This window comes from Streptomyces sp. HUAS ZL42, from assembly GCF_040782645.1.
In the GTDB taxonomy this organism is placed as follows: Bacteria; Actinomycetota; Actinomycetes; order Streptomycetales; family Streptomycetaceae; genus Streptomyces.
In genome coordinates this window covers 2,308,638-2,328,599 of record NZ_CP160403.1, presented here as the reverse complement: position 1 = coordinate 2,328,599, position 19,962 = coordinate 2,308,638, and the positions used below count along the sequence as shown (strand labels likewise).

At 71.4% G+C, this 19,962-nt stretch carries 17 protein-coding genes; 14 read left to right on the top strand and 3 right to left on the bottom strand.

Annotated features, from left to right (window positions below; all coding sequences use genetic code 11):
* Positions 1–143 precede the first annotated feature (143 nt).
* On the bottom strand, positions 144–914 hold the full coding sequence (gene map, locus ABZO29_RS10810; RefSeq protein ID WP_367319937.1) for a type I methionyl aminopeptidase: 771 nt from the start codon (positions 912–914) through the stop codon (positions 144–146).
* Between the two features lie 32 nt (positions 915–946).
* Here map and ABZO29_RS10805 point away from each other — a divergent pair, with 32 nt between their 5' ends.
* From ABZO29_RS10805 to ABZO29_RS10765, 9 genes are all read left to right on the top strand, one after another.
* Positions 947–1,198 (top strand): helix-turn-helix domain-containing protein, encoded by a 252-nt coding sequence (locus ABZO29_RS10805; RefSeq protein WP_367319936.1) that lies wholly within the window; start codon positions 947–949, stop codon positions 1,196–1,198.
* A gap of 134 nt (positions 1,199–1,332) precedes the next feature.
* Positions 1,333–2,955, top strand: a complete 1,623-nt coding sequence (locus ABZO29_RS10800; protein WP_367319935.1) for a hypothetical protein — start codon at positions 1,333–1,335, stop codon at positions 2,953–2,955.
* Between the two features lie 182 nt (positions 2,956–3,137).
* Complete coding sequence (locus ABZO29_RS10795) at positions 3,138–3,980, top strand: nitrilase-related carbon-nitrogen hydrolase (protein WP_367319934.1); 843 nt, start codon at positions 3,138–3,140, stop codon at positions 3,978–3,980.
* Entirely contained in the window at positions 3,977–5,260 is a 1,284-nt protein-coding gene (locus ABZO29_RS10790; protein WP_367319933.1) for an aspartate aminotransferase family protein, read from the top strand. The genes ABZO29_RS10795 and ABZO29_RS10790 overlap by 4 nt, the downstream gene beginning before the upstream one ends.
* Positions 5,261–5,284: 24 nt before the next feature.
* Positions 5,285–6,859, top strand: coding sequence for a PucR family transcriptional regulator (locus tag ABZO29_RS10785; protein ID WP_367319932.1), 1,575 nt, complete (start codon positions 5,285–5,287; stop codon positions 6,857–6,859).
* Positions 6,860–7,014: 155 nt separating this feature from the next.
* Positions 7,015–7,857, top strand: a complete 843-nt coding sequence (locus ABZO29_RS10780; RefSeq protein WP_367319931.1) for a nitrilase-related carbon-nitrogen hydrolase — start codon at positions 7,015–7,017, stop codon at positions 7,855–7,857.
* Between the two features lie 96 nt (positions 7,858–7,953).
* Positions 7,954–9,357, top strand: a complete 1,404-nt coding sequence (hydA, locus tag ABZO29_RS10775) for a dihydropyrimidinase (RefSeq protein WP_367319930.1) — start codon at positions 7,954–7,956, stop codon at positions 9,355–9,357.
* A gap of 11 nt (positions 9,358–9,368) precedes the next feature.
* Complete coding sequence (locus ABZO29_RS10770; RefSeq protein ID WP_367319929.1) at positions 9,369–10,391, top strand: TIGR03842 family LLM class F420-dependent oxidoreductase; 1,023 nt, start codon at positions 9,369–9,371, stop codon at positions 10,389–10,391.
* Positions 10,392–10,512: 121 nt separating this feature from the next.
* Entirely contained in the window at positions 10,513–12,039 is a 1,527-nt protein-coding gene (locus ABZO29_RS10765; RefSeq protein ID WP_367319928.1) for an NCS1 family nucleobase:cation symporter-1, read from the top strand.
* Positions 12,040–12,082: 43 nt separating this feature from the next.
* On the opposite strand, the gene ABZO29_RS10760 is transcribed toward ABZO29_RS10765, so the two are convergent.
* Complete coding sequence (locus tag ABZO29_RS10760; protein ID WP_367319927.1) at positions 12,083–12,751, bottom strand: hypothetical protein; 669 nt, start codon at positions 12,749–12,751, stop codon at positions 12,083–12,085.
* 267 nt (positions 12,752–13,018) lie between these two features.
* On the opposite strand from ABZO29_RS10760, the gene ABZO29_RS10755 reads away from it, so the two are divergent.
* From ABZO29_RS10755 to ABZO29_RS10735, 5 genes are all read left to right on the top strand, one after another.
* Positions 13,019–14,803, top strand: coding sequence for a gamma-glutamyltransferase family protein (locus ABZO29_RS10755; protein ID WP_367319926.1), 1,785 nt, complete (start codon positions 13,019–13,021; stop codon positions 14,801–14,803).
* Between the two features lie 99 nt (positions 14,804–14,902).
* Positions 14,903–15,748, top strand: a complete 846-nt coding sequence (locus ABZO29_RS10750) for an inositol monophosphatase (protein WP_367319925.1) — start codon at positions 14,903–14,905, stop codon at positions 15,746–15,748.
* Positions 15,749–15,902: 154 nt separating this feature from the next.
* Positions 15,903–17,315 (top strand): phytoene desaturase family protein, encoded by a 1,413-nt coding sequence (locus tag ABZO29_RS10745; protein WP_367319924.1) that lies wholly within the window; start codon positions 15,903–15,905, stop codon positions 17,313–17,315.
* Between the two features lie 222 nt (positions 17,316–17,537).
* Complete coding sequence (eboE, locus tag ABZO29_RS10740; protein ID WP_367319923.1) at positions 17,538–18,695, top strand: metabolite traffic protein EboE; 1,158 nt, start codon at positions 17,538–17,540, stop codon at positions 18,693–18,695.
* Between the two features lie 72 nt (positions 18,696–18,767).
* The gene (locus ABZO29_RS10735; protein ID WP_367319922.1) at positions 18,768–19,277 is read left to right on the top strand and encodes an O-acetyl-ADP-ribose deacetylase; all 510 of its coding nucleotides are present in this window, start codon (positions 18,768–18,770) and stop codon (positions 19,275–19,277) included.
* A gap of 20 nt (positions 19,278–19,297) precedes the next feature.
* On the opposite strand, the gene ABZO29_RS10730 is transcribed toward ABZO29_RS10735, so the two are convergent.
* Positions 19,298–19,948, bottom strand: a complete 651-nt coding sequence (locus ABZO29_RS10730; protein ID WP_367319921.1) for a hypothetical protein — start codon at positions 19,946–19,948, stop codon at positions 19,298–19,300.
* Positions 19,949–19,962 lie beyond the last annotated feature (14 nt).

The following is a 19,962-nucleotide window of genomic DNA, read 5'->3' as shown; positions in this document are numbered from 1 at the left end:
TGCGGACGAGTGCCCTGTCCCTGCGGGGCTTACACCACGATGGCATGGGTGAGGGTTGGTGGCATGTCCTGCGGGGCTGTGGTTGGTGGGCGGGTGCGGGTTGTGGGGGCTGGTCGCTCCGTTCCCCGCGCCGTTGGGTGTCCCTAGCCGCGCTCAGTCAGAATGCGCGGGCCTGATTCCGTGATCGCCACCGTGTGTTCCACGTGGGCCGCTCTCGAGCCGTCGTTCGTCCGTAGGGTCCAGCCGTCCGGGGCCGCGTGGTAGTCGTCGTTTCCGCCGGCGATCAGCATGGGCTCGAGGGCGAGGACCATGCCGTGGCGGAGGGGGAGGCCTCGGCGGGGGCGGCCCTCGTTCGGCACGCCGGGGTCCTCGTGCATCCGCCGGCCCACTCCGTGGCCGCCGAAGCCGTCCGGGATGCCGTAGCCGGACTCGCGGCAGATCGTGCCGATGGCGTGGGCGATGTCGCCGATGCGGTTGCCCACGACGGCCGCCGCGATACCGGCCGCCAGGGCGCGCTCGGCCGTCTCGATCAGGCGTACGTCCGCCGGGCGCGGTGTGCCGACGGTGAAACTGATCGCCGAGTCGCCCACCCAGCCGTTCAGCTCGGCGCCGAAGTCGATGGAGACGAGGTCGCCGTCGCGCAGTCGGTAGCGCGTGGGGACGCCGTGCACGATCGCGTCGTTCACCGAGGCGCAGATGACGGCGGGGAAGGGGACGGGGGCGAAGGAGGGGCGGTAGCCGAGGAACGGCGACGTCGCTCCCGCCTCGCGCAGCACGTCGTGCGCCACCTCGTCCAGTTCCAGCAGGGTGACGCCTACGTCGGCGGCCTGGCGTACGGCCGTGAGCGCCCGGCCGACGACCTGGCCCGCTTCGTACATGGCGTCGATCGATGTGTCTGTCTTCAGTTCCACCATGCCAATTACTATACCGGTATTAGAATAACGGCATGGTGCGTAATCCTCTGACCCCCGAAGAGCGCGAACGCGGTGAGCGGCTCGGGCGGTTGCTCCGCGAGGCCCGCGGCGGCCGCAGCATGACGGAGGTCGCGGCGGGCGCGGGAATCTCCGCCGAGACCCTCCGCAAGATCGAGACCGGCCGTGCCCCGACACCGGCGTTCTTCACGGTGGCGGCGCTGGCCCGCGTCCTCGGGCTGTCCATGGACGAACTGGTGGAGCAGTGCGCCCTGGTCCCTGTGTGACCGCCGCTTCGCGCAATGGTCAAGATCGCGCAATGAGGCTCCCGGACCCCCGTTGAAAACTGGCCGTAGCACGCCCGTAACGCGGCTGGTGTTGCCTACGGAGCGGAGTACTCCGGTCTGGCGGGAGTTGAGCGATGACTGTGGATCAACTCCCGGGTCGGCTGCGGGAGTTCGCGAACCACCTGAACGGCCTGCTGGCGCGCCTGGATCAGGGCGGCGGCTGGTGCGCGGTGTTCTGGCAGCGCGACCCCGATGGCATGCAGGCATGCCTGGACGGGCGTGAAGTCCCGCCCTGGGACGTGGTGGAGGCGCTCCTGCAGGACCTCGCGGCGGCATACGGCCCCGCCGCGGCAGCCTCCGAGGAGGCACGGGCCCGACCCCTGCACGCGGCCGCGCTGACTGCGTACGATGCCCGGCCCGGCGCCCGCAACGCGCTCAGCGACCGGCTGGACGTCATGCTCCGCGAGCAGAGGTACGCCGCCGAACGGCAGGCCGAACTGGGGCGCATGCTCGCCTCCGCGACGACCCGGCAGGAGGCCGAGGCCATCCGCCTCGACCTCGCCTGGGCCCGCGACGACCACGACCGCGCGACCGCGCGCTGCGCCGAACTCCGGGCGCGGATGGAGGATCTGGACCAGCGGTCCGTCCGGGGCCGGATCCGCGACACCCAGGCGGTTCGCAGGGGCGCAGGTGGGGTGTTCGGTGCCGGGCCGGGCGCTGGGGGTGTGTTCGGTGACGGCTCGCAATCGGGTGCCGGTGGCGCGTTCGGTGAGGCCCCGGGGGGCGGTGGTACCCAGGGTGATGGCGTGCGCGGCGATGGTTCGTACGGCGACCGATTCCGCGTGACGGCAGGAGCGGCCGACTGGCATGAAGAAGGTGGCCCCGCCTCCACAACGGACGGGACCGGCGACCACGGGCACCCGCACCACCCCGGCGACGGCGGCACGCACCCCGTTCCCGCCGCGCCCGCCACCACGGACCCCGCCCCCGAGCGCCCCGCCGAAGCCGCCTCGGACCCCGCGCCCAAGCAGCGCAAGCGCCGCCGGGGCAGCGCGCGGTTCGCCGGGATGGCCGAGGAGGAGGCCGCCCCCCTCGTCGTACCGCCGACCGCCCTGCCGACGCTGCCGGCGCCGTCTCCCGCCACCCGCCGCAGTCCGCGCGGAGCGCGCTTCGCCGGGGCGGCCGGGGAGGCGGAGCAGGCCGAGCCGCAGGTCCAGGCGCTGGACGCGGTGGCCCGGCGGGAGACCGTCGAGACCGTGGAGCGGCTCGTCCGGCTGCGCGGTGAGGGCCGCAGCGGCGAGGCGCACGCCCTGCTCGTCGAGATCGCCTACTGGCCGGCCGCCCGGTTCCCGCTCCTCGCCGCCCAACTGCAGCACGCCGGGCTGACCGCCGACTGGGCCACCCTGCTGTGGGAGGCGGCCTCGCTGCCCGCCGACCGGCTCGTCGCCGCGGCCGACGCGCTGGCCGCGGCGGGGCGGGCACCGGACGGGGAGCAGATCCTGCGCCAGGGCGTCGCACGGCCCGCGGACGAGATCGGGCAGGCCGTGCTCGGGCTGGTCGCGGAAGGGCGCCGGCGCGAGGTGCAGGCGCTCCTCGACGCCTACGTACAGGTCCGCACCCCCGAGGAGGCGGCCCGCAGCGCCGCCGCCGACCCGCCGACGCTCGTACCGCTCCTGCTGGAGGCCGCCCAGGGCGTCTCGGAGGTGCGGCACTGGGACCTGCTCCACGCGCTCCGGGTCGCGGGCTTCACCACCTGAACGGGGCCCCGGGACCAGTTCGTACCGGCCCCACGACTCACCCACGGGGGTGCGAAACACGATCGACGCCGCGGGTTGACGACAATGGTCTTGGCAAGCCCGTCCCGGAGGCTTACGTTCGTCCCTCTACGGCCTGCGTCTACGGGCGTAGAGGCTCTGACGTCCCGTCGAAGGAGCAGCTCATGGCCAACGTCGTACGCGCCGCTCTGGTCCAGGCCACCTGGACCGGCGACACCGAGTCCATGGTGGCGAAACACGAGGAGCACGCCCGTGAGGCGGCCCGCCAGGGCGCCAAGGTGATCGGATTCCAGGAAGTCTTCAACTCGCCCTACTTCTGTCAGGTCCAGGAGCCGGAGCACTACCGCTGGGCCGAGCCGGTTCCCGACGGGCCGACCGTGCGCCGTATGCAGGCGCTCGCGCGCGAGACCGGAATGGTGATCGTGGTGCCGGTCTTCGAGGTCGAGCAGTCGGGCTTCTACTTCAACACCGCGGCGGTGATCGACGCCGACGGCACCTACCTCGGCAAGTACCGCAAGCACCACATCCCGCAGGTCAAGGGCTTCTGGGAGAAGTACTACTTCAAACCGGGCAACCTCGGCTGGCCCGTCTTCGACACGGCCGTCGGCAAGGTCGGCGTCTACATCTGCTACGACCGCCACTTCCCGGAAGGGTGGCGGCAACTCGGCCTGAACGGCGCTCAGTTGGTCTACAACCCCTCGGCCACCCACCGCGGCCTCTCCGGCTACCTCTGGCGGCTGGAGCAGCCGGCCGCCGCCGTCGCCAACGAGTACTTCATCGCGGCCATCAACCGGGTCGGCCAGGAGGAGTACGGCGACAACGACTTCTACGGCACGAGCTACTTCGTCGACCCGCGCGGGCAGTTCGTGGGGGAGACCGCCAGCGACACCAAGGAGGAACTCCTCGTCCGCGATCTCGACTTCGACGTGATCGAAGAAGTGCGGCAGCAGTGGGCCTTCTACCGCGACCGCCGCCCCGACGCCTACGAAGGGCTGGTGCAGCCGTGAGCGACCTCTACGCCCGCCACCGGAACGTCCTGCCGGACTGGCTCGCTCTCTACTACGAGGACCCGCTGGAGATCACCCACGGCGAGGGCCGGTACGTCTGGGACGCCGACGGCAACCGGTACCTCGACTTCTTCGGCGGCATCCTGACGACGATGACCGCGCACGCCCTGCCCGAGGTGACGAAGGCGGTGAGCGAGCAGGCCGGGCGGATCATCCACTCGTCCACGCTCTACCTCAACCGCCCGATGGTCGAACTCGCCGAGCGCATCGCCCAGCTCAGCGGCATCCCGGACGCCCGGGTCTTCTTCACCACCTCCGGAACCGAGGCCAACGACACGGCCCTGCTGCTCGCGACGGCCTACCGGCGCAGCAACACCGTCCTGGCCATGCGCAACAGCTACCACGGCCGTTCCTTCAGTGCGGTGGGCATCACCGGCAACCGCAGCTGGTCCCCGACGTCGTTGTCACCGCTGCAGACCCTGTACGTCCACGGCGGTGTGCGCACCCGCGGCCCGTACGCCCACCTCGACGACGACGCCTTCATCGCGGCCTGTGTGGAGGACCTGAAGGACCTCCTCGGGCACACCCGCCCGCCCGCCGCCCTGATCGCCGAGCCGGTCCAGGGCGTCGGCGGCTTCACCATGCCCCCGGACGGCCTGTACGCGGCCTTCCGCGAGGTCCTTCAGGAGCGCGGCATCCTGTGGATCGCCGACGAGGTGCAGACCGGTTGGGGCCGCACCGGCGAACACTTCTGGGGCTGGCAGGCGCACAGCCGGAACGGCCCGCCGGACATCGTCACCTTCGCCAAGGGCATCGGAAACGGCACGTCCATCGGCGGTGTCATCGCCCGCGCCGAGATCATGAACTGCCTGGACGCCAACAGCATCTCCACGTTCGGCGGCACACAGCTCACCATGGCCGCCGGGCTCGCCAACCTGTCGTACCTGCTGGAACACGACCTGCAGGGCAACGCCCGGCGCGTCGGCGGGCTGCTCCTCGAGCGGCTGCGGGCCGTCGCCGCGCAGGTCCCGGGCGTCCGGGAGGTGCGCGGACGCGGGCTGATGATCGGCGTCGAGCTGGTCAGGCCCGGGACCGACGAGGCCGACCCGGACCGGGCGTCCGCCGTGCTCGAGGCGGCCCGCGCGGGCGGGCTGCTGATCGGCAAGGGCGGCGGCCACAACACCAGCGCCCTGCGCGTCGCCCCGCCGCTGTCCCTCACGGTCGCGGAGGCCGAGGAGGGCGCCGAGATCCTCGAAGAGGCTCTGAGGAGTACCCAGTAGCGGCACGCTGAGCAAGGGAACATCATGACCACCACCTTCGCGAGCTTCGAGCGCCTGGAACCCGCCCTGTCGGTGCGCCAGGTGCTCACCCTGGAACGGGTACTGGCCGGGGAGCCCGAGGTGGTGGCAGGCGCCGGTCACCTCGACCGGCCGGTGCGCTGGGTGCATGTCGCCGAGGCCCCCGACGTGGGCGTGATGCTCAGCGGCGGCGAGATGGTGCTCACCACCGGGGTGCTGCTCGCCGGTGACGAGGACAAGCAGGCCGAGTACATCCGGTCGCTGCACCGCGCGGAGGCCGCGGCCGTCGTCCTGGGGCTGGGCAGGGCGTTCCCCGCCCCGCCGGACGTGATGCGCCGGGCCGCCGAGCGATGCGGGCTGCCGATGGTCGTCCTGCACCGGCCCTTCCCCTTCGCCGAACTCACCGAGGAGGTCCAGGCGCGGCTGGTGCGGCGGAAGTTCGCCGCCGTCAGCCTCTCCGAGTCCGTACGGACCGCACTCACCGGACTGATCACCGCGGGCGCCCCGCTGCAGCGCCTTCTCGACGAGGTCGCCCAGCACAGCGCCTGCCCCGTCGTCGTCACCAACCTCGCCCACCGCGTCCTCGCCACGGCGGGGGAGCGGCCCGCGGTGGACGACGTGCTGCGCGACTGGGAACGCATCGCCCGGCAGGCGGGCGGCAGCGAGGGCGACGGCTGGATCCGCGCGGAGCTGGCGGGACGCGGAGAGCGGTGGGGCCGGATCATGCTGTGCGGGTACCGCGGCGACACCGCCGCCGGACGGCTGCTCGCCGACCGTGCCGCCGAGGCCCTCGTCCTGCACCGCATGCTCGGCGGCACCTCGGCCCACACCTGGGAGGAGCAGTCCGCGCAGAGCCTGCTGACCGACCTGGTCTCCGGGGTCGTACCGGCCCGGCAGCTGCTGCCCCGCGCGCGGGCCGCCGGACTGCCGGTCAACCGGCGGACGTTCGTGCCGCTGGTCGTACGGGACGGCGACCCGGCCCAGCTCGACCGGATGCTCCGGCTGCTGGGACTGTCCGGTCTCGTCGCCGAGCTCGCCGACACGGCCACGGCCGTCCTGCTCAGCCTCCCCCGTGACCAGGACGCCGAGGCCCTCGCGGCGCACTTCGCCGCCCGGCTGCGGACGGAGTCGGGGGCCGCCCGTACGGTCGTCGCCTCGGCCGGCCCCCGTACCGCCTGGGACGACGTGCCAGCCGGGCTGCGCGAGGCCCAGCACGTCGCCGACGCCGTGGCCGACTCGTCGGCCGTCCTCGACCTGCCGGCCGTCGTACGCCTCAGGGACGTACACCTGCGCGGACTGATCAGGCTGCTGCGGGACGACCCGCATGTGCAGTCCTTCGCGGAGCGGGAGCTGGACGGGCTGCTGTGCGCGGCCGACGAGGATCTGCTGTCCGTCCTGCGGACGTATCTGGCCACCGGCCGCAACAAGTCCCGCACCGCCCAGCTCCACCACGTCAGCCGGCCCGCGCTCTACCGCCGGCTCGAGGCGATACAGACCCGGCTCGGCGTCGACCTCGACGACTTCGAGCAGGCGGCCTCGGTGCACATCGCGCTCCTCGCGCACGACGCGCAACAGGGGTGAAACATGCGACGAACTGGGAAAACGGCGGTGAAACATGGGCCCACGCACGCGTGACACCGTGGCACGCCGCGTGCCCGCAGACGTGACACGGTGCAACTCAAAGCCTGCTTTCGGACTTCCTACTCTCACTGCACACCGAGCGACCGGAGGTCCCGATGAGCAGAGTGATCCGTGCCGCCCTCTTCCAGACCGCGTGGACGGGCGACAAGGAATCGATGATCCAGGTTCACGAGCAGGCGGCCCGCGACGCGGCCGCGCAGGGTGCTCAGGTCCTGTGCTTCCAGGAGCTGTTCTACGGGCCCTACTTCTGCCAGGTCCAGGACAAGGCGTTCTACGAGTACGCCGAGCAGATCCCGGACGGCCCGATCGTCAAGCGCTTCCAGGCGCTGGCCAGGGAACTCGGTCTCGTCCTCGTTCTGCCGATGTACGAGGAGGAGCAGCCCGGCGTCCTCTACAACACGGCCGCGGTGATCGACGCCGACGGCTCGTACCTCGGCAAGTACCGCAAGCACCACATCCCGCAGGTGCCCGGCTTCTGGGAGAAGTTCTACTTCCGGCCGGGCAACGTGGGCTGGCCGGTCTTCGACACCGCCGTCGGGAAGATCGGCGTCTACATCTGCTACGACCGCCACTTCCCGGAGGGCTGGCGGGCGTTGGGCCTCGAGGGCGCCGAGATCGTCTTCAACCCGTCGGCCACGTCAAGGGGTCTGTCCCGGTACCTGTGGCAGCTGGAGCAGCCGGCTGCGGCCGTCGCCAACGAGTACTTCGTGGGCGCGATCAACCGGGTCGGGGTCGAGGACCTGGGCGACAACGACTTCTACGGGACCTCCTACTTCGTCGACCCGGAGGCCCAGTTCGTCGGCGAGGTGGCGAGCGACAAGGAGACCGAACTCGTCGTCCGGGACCTGGACCTGGCCAAGCTGCGCGAGGTCCGCGACCGCTGGCAGTTCTTCCGCGACCGCCGACCCGACGCGTACGCCCCGATCACCGCTCCGTAACCGGCCTGTACGTCCGCCGGTCCGGTGCACGGGGCCCGACCGGCGGCACCGACCGACCTGCACCACACCAGTGTTGAACACGGCAGGAGAGCGAGAATGAGCAGCCGTACCGTCATCCGCGGTGGTCTCGTCATCACCGCGTCCGACGAGATCCACGCCGACGTCCTGATCGAGGACGGCCGCATCGCCGCCCTCGCCGCCTCCGGCACCCCGGCCGCCGAGGCCTGGGCGGCCGAGCGGACGATGGACGCCACCGGGAAGTACGTCATCCCGGGCGGGGTCGACGTCCACACCCACATGGAGCTGCCGTTCGGCGGCACCTTCGCCTCCGACACCTTCGAGACCGGCACCCGGGCGGCCGCCTGGGGCGGCACGACGACGATCGTCGACTTCGCCGTGCAGAGCGTCGGCCACACCCTGCGCGAGGGCCTCGACGCCTGGCACGCCAAGGCCGAGGGCAACTGCGCGATCGACTACGGCTTCCACATGATCGTCTCCGACGTCAACCAGGAGACGCTGAAGGAGATGGACCTGCTGGTCGAGGAGGGCGTGACCTCCTTCAAGCAGTTCATGGCCTATCCCGGCGTCTTCTACAGCGACGACGGCCAGATCCTGCGCGCCATGCAGCGTTCCGCCGAGAACGGCGGCCTGATCATGATGCACGCGGAGAACGGCATCGCGATCGACGTCCTGGTGGAGCAGGCGCTCGCCCGCGGCGAGACCGACCCGCGCTACCACGGCGAGGTCCGCAAGGCGCTCCTCGAGGCCGAGGCCACCCACCGCGCCATCAAGCTCGCACAGGTCGCGGGGGCTCCGCTGTACGTCGTGCACGTCTCGGCGATGGAGGCGGTCGCCGAGCTGGCCAGGGCGCGCGACGAGGGGCTGAACGTCTTCGGCGAGACGTGCCCGCAGTACCTGTTCCTGTCGACGGACAATCTGGCCGAGCCCGACTTCGAGGGCTCGAAGTACGTGTGCAGCACGCCCCTTCGCCCCAAGGAGCACCAGGCCCAGCTGTGGAAGGGCCTGCGGACGAACGATCTGCAGGTCGTCTCCACCGACCACTGCCCCTTCTGCTTCGTCGGCCAGAAGGAGCTCGGCCGGGGCGACTTCTCGAAGATCCCCAACGGCCTGCCGGGCGTCGAGAACCGTATGGACCTGCTCCACCAGGCCGTCGTCGACGGGCACATCTCCCGCCGCCGCTGGATCGAGATCGCCTGCGCCACCCCGGCCCGGACGTTCGGCATGTACCCGAAGAAGGGCACGATCGCCCCGGGCGCCGACGCCGACGTCGTCATCTACGACCCGCACGCCGAGCAGACCGTGTCCGCCGAGACGCACCACATGAACGTCGACTACTCGGCGTACGAGGGCAAGCGCATCACCGGCCGCGTAGAGACGGTCCTCTCGCGCGGCGAACCCGTCATCACCGAGCGGGAGTACACCGGGCGCGCGGGTCACGGCGTCTACACCCCGCGGTCCACCTGTCAGTACCTCAACTAGGAGAGGCGCACATGGACTTCGGACTCGTCCTGCAGACCGACCCGCCGGCCTCGAAGGTCGTCAGCCTGATGAAGCGCGCGGAGCGCAACGGCTTCACGTACGGCTGGACCTTCGACTCCGCCGTGCTCTGGCAGGAACCGTTCGTGATCTACAGTCAGATTCTGTCGAACACGACCAAGTTGAAGGTCGGCCCGATGGTCACCAACCCGGGCACCCGCACCTGGGAGGTCACCGCCTCCACGTTCGCCACCCTCAACGACATGTTCGGCAACCGTACGGTGTGCGGCATCGGCCGCGGCGACTCCGCGATGCGCGTCGCCGGCCGCAAGCCCAACACCCTGGCCCGCATCAGCGAGGCCATGAAGGTCATCCGGGCGCTGGGCCGGGGCGACGAGGCCGACCTCGGCGGCGGTACGGTCGTCCGGTTCCCGTGGATCAAGGCGGACGCCGAACTCCCCGTGTGGATGGCGGCGTACGGCCCCAAGGCCCTGAAGATGACGGGCGAGGAGGCCGACGGGTTCATCCTCCAGCTCGCGGACCTGTACCTCACCGAGTACATGGTCAAGGCCGTGAAGGACGCTGCCGTCGCCGCCGGCCGCGACCCGTCCGAGGTGAAGATCTGCGTCGCCGCCCCGGCGTACGTCACGGAGGACGACTCGCCCGAGGCGCTGGCCCACGCGCGTGAGCAGTGCCGGTGGTTCGGCGGCATGGTCGGCAACCATGTGGCCGACCTGGTGGCCAAGTACGGCGAGCACTCCGCCGCCGTACCCGAGGAACTCACCGACTACATCAAGGCCCGCGAGGGGTACGACTACTCCCACCACGGGCGCGCCGACAACCCCGACACCGCGTTCGTGCCCGACGAGATCGTCGACCGGTTCTGCGTCATCGGCCCGGTCGAGAAGCACATCGAGAAGCTGAACGCGCTGCGCGAACTGGGCGTCGACCAGTTCGCCGTGTACGACATGCACGACGCGCAGGAAAGGGTCATCGACGCGTACGGCACACAGGTGATCCCGGCCCTCAACGGCTGACCCCTCCCACGTCCCCCTCCTCCCCACCCCCCACTCCTGTTCTCCCCTCCCCACCTCCCCGGGGAGGGGACCGGAGCCCGCACGGCCTTTCCGGATCCGCCCCTCATTGATTGGCCTGCCCATGACCGACACCGCTCCCACGGCCACACCGCCGTCCACTCAAGTCACCCTCGCCGACGGCCGGGTGGAGATAGCCCCCGGTTCGCCGCAGCCCAGCGGCACGTACGCCAACGAGGACCTGCTTCCGGTCCCCGTGGAGAAGCGCACCTGGACCACGTACAACTTCTCCGCGCTGTGGGTCGGCATGGCCCACAACACGGCCTCGTGGACGCTGGCTTCCGGTCTGATCGCCGTCGGCATGGACTGGAAGCAGGCGGTGCTCACCATCGCCCTGGCCAACGTGATCGTGCTGATCCCGATGCTGCTCACCGGGCACGCGGGCCCCAAGTACGGCATCCCCTTCCCGGTCTTCGCCCGCGCCTCCTTCGGTGTCCGCGGCGCCAACCTGCCCGCCGTCGTACGGGCGTTGGTGGCGTGCGGCTGGTTCGGCATCCAGACCTGGATCGGCGGCGAGGCGATCTACTTCCTCGCCGGGAAGCTCATCGGCAACGGCTGGACCGACGCCGGCAAGATCGGCGGCTACGCCTGGACGATGTGGCTGTCGTTCGCGATCTTCTGGGCGCTCCAGGTCGCCATCATCTACCGGGGCATGGAGACGATCCGCCGCTTCGAGAACTGGGCGGCGCCCTTCGTGATCGTCGGTGCGTTCGTGATGCTGTGGTGGATGAGCAGCAAGGCCGGAGGTCTCGGCCCGCTGTTCGACCAGCCCTCCAAGCTGGGCTGGGGCGGCGACTTCTGGAAGCTGTTCTGGCCCTCCCTCATGGGCATGATCGGCTTCTGGTCGACCCTGTCGCTGAACATCCCGGACTTCACCCGGTACGGCAGGAGCCAGAAGGCCCAGACCTGGGGCCAGGCGATGGGCCTGCCGACCACGATGACCCTGTTCGCGTTCCTGTCGGTGCTGGTCACCTCCGGTTCGCAGGCCGTGTACGGAGAGCCGGTCTGGGACCCGGTACAGCTGGCCGCCAAGACGGACAACGTGGTCGGCCTGCTCTACGCGCTGGTGACCGTGCTGGTGGCGACCCTGTCCGTGAACATCGCGGCCAACCTGGTCTCGCCGGCCTTCGACTTCTCCAACATCGCGCCCCGGAAGATCAGTTTCCGTGCCGGTGCGCTCGCGACCTGTGTCATCGGTGTGCTGATCTTCCCGTGGAAGCTGTATTCCGACCCGCAGGGCTACATCTTCACCTGGCTCGGCCTGGTCGGCGGTCTGCTCGGCACGGTGGCCGGCATCCTCATCGCCGACTACTGGATCCTGCGCCGCTCGAAGCTCGACCTGACCGATCTGTACCGCACGGGCGGCCGCTACTGGTACGAGGGCGGCTGGAACTGGCGGGCCGTCGTGGCCTTCGCGGCCGGCGGTGTCCTCGCGGTGGGCGGCGCGAGCTTCAAGCCGCTGATCGACGGGCGGCCCGTTCCGGCGCTGGCGTCCCTCGCCGACTACGGCTGGGCGGTGGGCCTGGGCACCTCGATGGTGGTGTACCTGGCGCTGATGCTGCTGCGGGGCAGGGAGAAGGCCGCGGCCTGACAGCGCTCGGGGGAGGGCGGCCGGTCTTCCGGCCGCCCTCCTCTCAGACCTTCTGGCCGTTCTGCAGGGCGGCCACCGCGTCCTTGGCCGCCTTGATGGCGCCCTTGTTGATCTCGTCCGTGCTGGGCGCCTTCTTCGTCTCGAAGTCGCTGCCGTTGTAGGTGAGGACCACCAGCGCGTTGGACGCCCGGACGACCACCACGCCCTCGCGCGTCTGCTGCTTGTCCTCCGTGGTGAGGTTCACCACGGAGTAGGCGGAGTCGCCGAGGCCCGGAACGGCCCCGCCGCCGCTCTTCTCCGCAAGATGCTCCTTGTAGGAGGTTTGTGCCGCTTCATCCGATTCCGTGATCTCGAAGGACACGTCGAGCCAGCGGTAGTCGTACCCCTTGAGCGCGTTCCAGGAGCAGGTGCGCCGCACCTTCGTGTCCGTCGACGCGATCTCCTTGCCGGCCGTCTTGGCGCCCGGTACGAGGGACTTGATCGTCGCGGCGGTCACACTCGTGCAGGGCGCAGGGGCGGCCGCGTACGTCTTCGATGCCGCCGTGTCCGAAGGGGCCTCGGTCGACTGGGTCTTGCTCTTCCCGGTCGACTCGTGGTCGGCGGTCGGTGCCGCGGCGAGCGGGCCGGACGAGAGGGCCCAGCCCATGCAGGCGAGCACGACGACTGGGGACAGGCGCGCGGTCAGGGCGAGCGGCAGAGGAAGGGAACGCAACGGCTCACTTTTCGTGGGGGACGGGGCGGAGCGAGTCCACACTGCGGACGGGACGCCAGTGTCACATGACTCCCTGTGGCGCGGAAGCAAGAACTCGCAGCGTGCCCGTACGGTCACAGTCGCGCGCCGTTGACGCGCCGTGTGCCCGGTTATGTCTTTGTGCCGGTGCGGTGTTGCGCACCTGCCGGATCCGGGTGCACTCCACCTCGGAGTTCTGACGCGATCCGTACGATCACGGGGTCGCCGTCACGCAGTGAGGAGTCACCCGTGTTCACCACCCGCCCCACCCTCCAGGGCACTTTCGGCATGGTCTCCTCCACGCACTGGCTGGCCTCGCAGTCGGCGATGGCCGTGCTGGAGGACGGGGGCAACGCCTATGACGCGGCCGTGGCGGGAGCGTTCGTCCTGCACGTCGTCGAGCCGCATCTCAACGGGCCCGCCGGGGAGGTGCCGATCCTGCTCGCGCCGGCCGGCGGGGAGGTGCGGGTGCTGTGCGGGCAGGGTGTGGCGCCGGCGGGGGCCACGGTCGCGCACTACCGGGGGCTGGGGCTGGATCTCGTGCCCGGGACGGGACCTCTCGCCGCCGCCGTCCCCGGCGCCTTCGACGCCTGGATGCTCCTGCTCCGCGACCACGGCACCAAGCCCCTCGCCGACGTCCTGAAGTACGCCATCGGGTACGCCGGGCACGGGCACGCGCCCGTGGACAACGTCGGCGCGACCGTCGAGAGCGTGCGGGAGCTGTTCGAGACGGAGTGGACTTCGTCGGCGGCGGTGTACCTGCCGGGCGGGAAGGCACCACGGCCCGGTGAACTGTTCCGCAATCCCGCCCTCGCCGGCACCTGGAGGCGGCTGCTCGCCGAGGTCGAGGGAGCCGGCGCCCGCGAGGCGCAGATCGAGGCCGCGCGGGAGGTGTGGCGGGCCGGGTTCGTCGCCGAGGCGCTGGTACGTCAGGCCCGGCGGCCCACCCTGGACACCAGCGGCGAGCGCCACACCGGCACGCTCACGGCCGCCGACCTCGCCGGCTGGTCCGCGACCTACGAGGCGCCGGTGACCTACGACTGGAACGGCTGGACCGTGTGCAAGGCGGGCCCCTGGAGCCAGGGCCCGGCCTTCCTCCAGCAGCTCGCCCTGCTTCCGCCCGAGCTGCCCGCCCACGGCTGCGCCGAGTACGTCCACCTGCTGGTCGAGGGCTGCAAGCTCGCCATGGCCGACCGGGAGGCCTGGTACGGCGACGCGGCGGACGTGCCCCTCGGTGAGCTGCTGTCGGGGGACTACAACGCGGCCCGGCGCGCGCTGGTCGGGGACAAGGCCTCGTACGAGCTGCGGCCCGGCAGCCCCGGCGGGCGCACCCCGCGGCTCAGCGCGCACGCGCACGTGGTCGTGCGGGACGAGCCGGGGTTCAGCGCCATGGGCGCCGGCGAGCCGACCGTCGCCGCCGACGGCGGCACCCGCGGCGACACCTGCCACCTCGACGTCGTCGACCGCTGGGGCAACATGGTCGCCGCCACGCCCAGCGGCGGCTGGCTGCAGTCCAACCCGGTCGTGCCCGAACTGGGCTTCCCGCTCGGCACCCGGCTGCAGATGGCCTGGCTGGAGGAGGGCCTGCCCAACTCCCTGACGCCGGGCCGCAGGCCTCGCACCACCCTCACGCCCTCGATCGCCCTGCGCGACGGGATGCCCGTCATGGCGTTCGGCACGCCCGGCGGGGACCAGCAGGACCAGTGGCAGCTGCACTTCTTCCTGGCCGTCGCCCTGCGCGACCGGATCCGCGGTGGCCTCGACCTCCAGGGCGCGATCGACGCCCCGAACTGGCACAACGACGGCTTCCCGGGCTCCTTCCACCCGCGCGGCATGCGCCCGGGCAGCGTCACCGTGGAGGCCCGCACGGACGCGGAGGTGGTGGCGGAGCTGCGGCGGCGCGGGCACGACGTGACCGTCGGCGACGCCTGGTCGGAGGGGCGGCTGTGCGTGGTTGCGCGGGACCCGGCGACCGGGATCCTGTCGGCGGCCGCGAACCCGCGGGGGATGCAGGGGTACGCGGTGGGCAGGTGATCCCGGCCCGGTGATCCCGGGACCGGGAGTTCATGCCGATTCCACCCCGTGTGCACCGGGCGGGCGGGGATTGTCAGTGGCGCGTGCTCTCATGGAGGCATGATCGAAGAAACGGAAACCATCGACGAGTTTCTCGCCCGCCACTCGGCCGACGTGGAGGATGCGGTCCGCAAGGCGGCCGCGGCCGAGATCATGCCCCGCTTCCGCCGGCTCGCCGAGCACGAGGTCGATCAGAAGAACGGCCCGCACGACCTGGTGACGGACGCCGACCGGCTGGCGGAGCGCTTCCTCACCGACACGCTCGGCGCCCTCCTGCCCGGCTCCGTCGTGGTGGGCGAGGAAGCGGTGCACGCCAACCCCGCGACATACGAGGCGATACGCGGCGACGCACCCGTCTGGATCGTCGATCCGGTCGACGGGACACGGCAGTTCGTACGCGGCGAGGAGGGGTTCTGCACGATGGTCGCACTCGCCCGGCACGGAGTCCTGCTCGCCTCGTGGATCTACGCGCCCGCACGCGACCAACTTGCCACGGCCGTACGGGGCGGCGGCGCGTTCCTCGACGGAGAGCGGCTGTTCGCCGGTCCGCCCGCCCCCGGCCGCGACCTCGAAATCGCCACCTCCCACCCGGACTACACGACCGAGGAGCAGAAGCGCGCGCTGCTCGGCCTGTGGACCGACGGCGTCACACCTCGCGCCTGCGGTTCGGCGGGCCTTGAGTATCTCGCCGTCGCCCGGGGCGAGTTGGACGCCACGACGTTCTCCTGGGAGGCAGCCTGGGACCACGCCGCGGGTCTGCTGCTGGTCGAGGAGGCGGGCGGCGCCCATCTCACCGTCACCGGCGAGCCGTTCCGCATCACCGGCGGCAACGCCCTGCCGTTCACGACGGCACGGGACGCGGCCACGGCGCGCCGGGTGGCGGGGCTGCTGTCGGACGTGGCCTGATTTCGGGGGGTGCCCGGGCCACGTGCGGAAACGGATCCGGGAGCGCGAATCCGCGGCACCCGCCGGACTCCGCCCACGTCCGGACGCCGTCAGTGCCCCGGCATATCCTGATCCTCTGGCCATCGGCTGACGAAGGGGTCCGAAGGTGCCGTCGATGCTCGATGCGTGCGTGGTGGGTGCGGGGCCGAACGGACTGACCGCTGCTGTGGAGCTGGCCCGCCGCGGCTTCGCCGTGGCCCTCTTCGAGGCGCGTGACACGGTGGGCGGGGGAGCCCGCACCGAGGAGCTCACCCTGCCCGGCTTCCGCCACGACCCGTGCTCCGCGGCGCATCCGCTCGGCATCAACTCCCCGGCGTTCCGGGCCCTGCCCCTCGAGCGCTACGGCCTCGAATGGCTGCACGCCGAGCTGCCCATGGCGCACCCCTTCACCGACGGCACCGCCGCCGTGCTGTCCCGCTCGGTCGCCGAGACGGCCGCCTCCTTCGGGCCGCGCGACGCGGGGGCGTACCGGAGACTGGTCGAGCCTTTCCTGCCCAGGTGGGACACCCTGGCCCGCGACTTCATGTCCCTGCCGCGCACCGCGCTGCCCCGGGACCCGGTCACCCTCGCCCGTTTCGGTCTGGTCGGGCTGCCCCCGTCGACCTGGCTGACCCGCCGCTTCCGCGACGAGCGGGCCAAGACCCTCTTCGCAGGCCTCGTCGCCCATGTCATGGCCCCGCTCAGCGGGCTCGCCACCGGCGCCATCGGCCTGGTCTTCGCCCTCGCCGCCCATGCCCGCGGCTGGCCCGTGGCCCGCGGCGGCTCCCAAGCCATCTCGGACGCCCTCGCCGCCCACCTGAAGGACCTCGGCGGCACCATCCACACCGACTACGAGGTCAAGCGCCTCGACGACCTGCCGCCCGCCCGCGCCTACGTCTTCGACACCTCACCCACCGCCCTGGCCCGCATCGCCGGCTTCGGCCGCTACTACGAGGGCTTCCGGTACGGCCCCGGTGTCTTCAAGGTCGACTACGCGCTGGACGGCCCCGTCCCGTGGACGGCGAAGGAGGCGCGCACCGCGGGCACCGTGCAGATCGGCGCGAGCAGCGCGGAGATCGACGCGGCCCTGCGCGCGGTATCCCGGGAGGGCCGTGCGCCAGACCGGCCGTTCATGATCACCGTGCAGCCCAGCCTCGTCGACCCGACCCGTGCCCCGGCCGGCAAGCACGTCTTCTGGGCGTACGGCCATGTGCCGCACGGCTGGACCGGAGACCTCACGGACGCCATCGAGCGCCAACTGGAGCGTTTCGCCCCGGGGTTCCGCGACCGCGTCCTCGCCCGCGCCACCGCGGGACCGCCCGAACTCGCCGCCCGCAACGCCAACTACGTCGGCGGCGACATCTCCTCCGGCGCGGTGGCCGGCCTGCAGACCCTGCTGCGCCCCAGACTTTCCCTGTTCCCCTACAGCACCCCGCACCCGGCCGTCTTCATCTGCTCGTCGGCCACCCCGCCGGGACCCGGCGTGCACGGGATGTCGGGGCACAACGCGGCCAAAGCGGTGTGGAGGCGGCTGCGGCAGCAGCCCTGAGCCGACTCAAATCACCTACCTCTACTCCTGGTTGGCGCTTTCCGGTAAGGAAAACCAGTGTCGTCTATGTCACTTCGCTTACCTGGGAGTAGATGACTGAATGTTCAAGTGCCGCGAGTAAGGTGCGGCCATGAAAGATCGGAAAGCGGTATTCCGCTTCGGATCCCGGTCTGCCGTGCGCCTCGCCGACGGCAACTCCATCCGGCGCGGGGGAGCGTGAGCATGCGCTTCCTGCATCCGGACGGCACCACCGTCCACCTCGGCTACTGCAGCAACGTCCACCAGGCGGAGAGCCTCCAGGGCGTGATCGCCCAACTCGCCGACCACGCCGAGCCGGTACGCGAGCACCTCGAGGTCGACCGGCTCGGCATCGGGCTGTGGCTGGCCCGGGACGTCGTCACCGAACTCGTCGCCGACGAGGGCGCGTTGGCACGGCTCAAGGCCGAACTGCGCACGCGCGGCCTGGAGACCGTCACCCTCAACGCCTTCCCGTACACCGGCTTCCACCGCGAGGTCGTCAAGAAGGACGTGTACGAGCCCGACTGGGCCGACCAGGAGCGGCTGGAGTACACCCTCGAGTGCGCCCGGGTCCTCGCCGCCCTGCTCCCCGATGACATCGACCGGGGAAGCGTCTCCACGCTGCCGCTGGCCTGGCGGACCCCGTGGCCCCGGGCGAGCGCCGAGGACGCCCGCCGCGCCCTGGACCGGCTGGCCACCGGCCTCGACGCCCTGGAGGCGTGGACGGGCCGGCGTATCCGGGTCGGCTTCGAACCCGAACCCGGCTGTGTCGTCGAGACGACCGCCCAAGCGGTACGCGAACTCGGCGGCCTCGACCCCGACCGGCTCGGCGTCTGCCTCGACGCCTGTCATCTCGCCGTCCAGTTCGAGCACCCCGCGGCGGCCCTGCGGCGGCTCGCGGACGCCGGTATGCCCGTGGTCAAGCTCCAGGCGTCCTGCGCCGTCGAGGCCCTGGATCCGGCGGACCCGGTCGCCCGCACGGCCCTGCGGCGGCTCGCCGAACCGCGGTTCCTGCACCAGACGCGCACGGTGACCGCCAACGCGGTCCTGGGGGTCGACGACCTGCCGGACGCCCTGGACGGCGGACTGCCGGACGACAGCGGCCCGTGGCGCGTCCACTTCCACGCCCCGCTGCACACCGAACCCGAACCACCCCTCAGCACCACCGCCGACCACCTGTGCCAGGTTCTGGAGGGACTGCTCGGCGGGCCCTCGGCCGACTGCGACCACATCGAGGTCGAGACCTACACCTGGTCCGTCCTCCCCGAACCGCCCGCCGACCTGGCCGGCGGCATCGCGGCCGAACTCGCCTGGGCCCGCGACCGGTTGACCGGACTCGGCCTCAAGGAGGACCTCTTGTGACCGATCCCGTCGAGCAGCCCCCGCAGTAGTGACGACCTGCTTGGCGTGATCAGGGCTGGTATAGAGGCAGACATGACCACCATCACGCTCGTTCAGGGTGACATCACACGCGAGAGCGTCGACGCGATCGTCAACGCGGCGAACTCCTCCCTTCTCGGCGGGGGAGGAGTCGACGGCGCGATCCACCGCCGCGGCGGTCCCGCGATCCTGGACGACTGCCGCAAACTCCGTGCCTCCCGGTACGGCAAGGGTCTGCCCACAGGGCAGGCGGTCGCCACGACCGCGGGGGAGCTGGACGCACGCTGGGTGATCCACACGGTGGGTCCGGTCTGGTCCGCCGCCGAGGACCGCTCGGACCTGCTGGCCTCCTGCTACCGGGAGTCGCTGCGAGTGGCCGACGAACTGGGGGCGAAGACGGTCGCGTTCCCGGCGATCTCCACCGGGATCTACGGCTGGCCGATCGACGACGGCGCCCGAATCGCGGTGGAGACGGTACGGGCGGCGGACACGGCGGTCGACGAGGTGAGGTTCGTCCTGTTCGACGAGCGGGCGTACGGGGCGTTCGCGGGACAGGTCGGTTGACGGCGGTCGTCCGGCCGGTCTCAGCCGTTGACGTCGAAGGCCAGCGCGGCGAGAAACGCCAGCCAACCGGCCATCCCCGCACCGCAGCAGCCGTACGTGGCGCGCCGCAGCCACCGTGGCCGCCGTTCGGGGTCCGGCCACACCAGTTGATGGGCGACCAGCAGCAGCCCCAGCCCTGAGCCGCACAGGCCGAGGAGCGCCACCGTGCCCGGCAGCCACATGCCGCTGCCGAACATCCACGCCTTGCCGTCCAGGTAGCGCACCGCCACCGAGGTCGGCCGGTCCCCCTCGCACCACCAGGGACGGTCCGGCCGGTCGCCGTAGCACCGGCTCCCCGGCCGCGGAGGGACGTACGCATCGCCGCGCCCGCCCTTGAGCGTGACGTCCTCGATCTCCGGTCCGCCGTCGTCCGGGTGGAAGGTGCCGGAGCACCAGTACGTCCGGACGGTGTCACGGTCGGACGTCACCGACTCGACGTCCACGCACTCCTCGACCGCGAGCCGGCCCGGAGTGCCCACCCACCCGGCACCGGCGAGGACCCTCGCACCGAACACCACCGCCATGTACAGCCCGCCGACGGCGATCGACAACCCGATGTAGGCGAGAACGCCCCGGACCGCCACGGAGGGCCGGTCGACCGTGGCAGGGGATCCCCCGTCCTCTGTTGCCATCACGCCTCCTCGAA

Coding starts and splice junctions, on each gene's coding strand:
- ABZO29_RS10765 (WP_367319928.1), top strand. CDS start 10,513: ATGACCGACACCGCTCCCACGGCCACACCGCCGTCCACTCAAGTCACC.
- ABZO29_RS10770 (WP_367319929.1), top strand. CDS start 9,369: ATGGACTTCGGACTCGTCCTGCAGACCGACCCGCCGGCCTCGAAGGTC.
- ABZO29_RS10795 (WP_367319934.1), top strand. CDS start 3,138: ATGGCCAACGTCGTACGCGCCGCTCTGGTCCAGGCCACCTGGACCGGC.
- ABZO29_RS10730 (WP_367319921.1), bottom strand. CDS start 19,948: ATGGCAACAGAGGACGGGGGATCCCCTGCCACGGTCGACCGGCCCTCC.
- ABZO29_RS10745 (WP_367319924.1), top strand. CDS start 15,903: ATGCTCGATGCGTGCGTGGTGGGTGCGGGGCCGAACGGACTGACCGCT.
- ABZO29_RS10735 (WP_367319922.1), top strand. CDS start 18,768: ATGACCACCATCACGCTCGTTCAGGGTGACATCACACGCGAGAGCGTC.
- ABZO29_RS10780 (WP_367319931.1), top strand. CDS start 7,015: ATGAGCAGAGTGATCCGTGCCGCCCTCTTCCAGACCGCGTGGACGGGC.
- ABZO29_RS10785 (WP_367319932.1), top strand. CDS start 5,285: ATGACCACCACCTTCGCGAGCTTCGAGCGCCTGGAACCCGCCCTGTCG.
- map (WP_367319937.1), bottom strand. CDS start 914: ATGGTGGAACTGAAGACAGACACATCGATCGACGCCATGTACGAAGCG.
- ABZO29_RS10750 (WP_367319925.1), top strand. CDS start 14,903: ATGATCGAAGAAACGGAAACCATCGACGAGTTTCTCGCCCGCCACTCG.
- hydA (WP_367319930.1), top strand. CDS start 7,954: ATGAGCAGCCGTACCGTCATCCGCGGTGGTCTCGTCATCACCGCGTCC.
- ABZO29_RS10805 (WP_367319936.1), top strand. CDS start 947: ATGGTGCGTAATCCTCTGACCCCCGAAGAGCGCGAACGCGGTGAGCGG.
- eboE (WP_367319923.1), top strand. CDS start 17,538: ATGCGCTTCCTGCATCCGGACGGCACCACCGTCCACCTCGGCTACTGC.
- ABZO29_RS10800 (WP_367319935.1), top strand. CDS start 1,333: ATGACTGTGGATCAACTCCCGGGTCGGCTGCGGGAGTTCGCGAACCAC.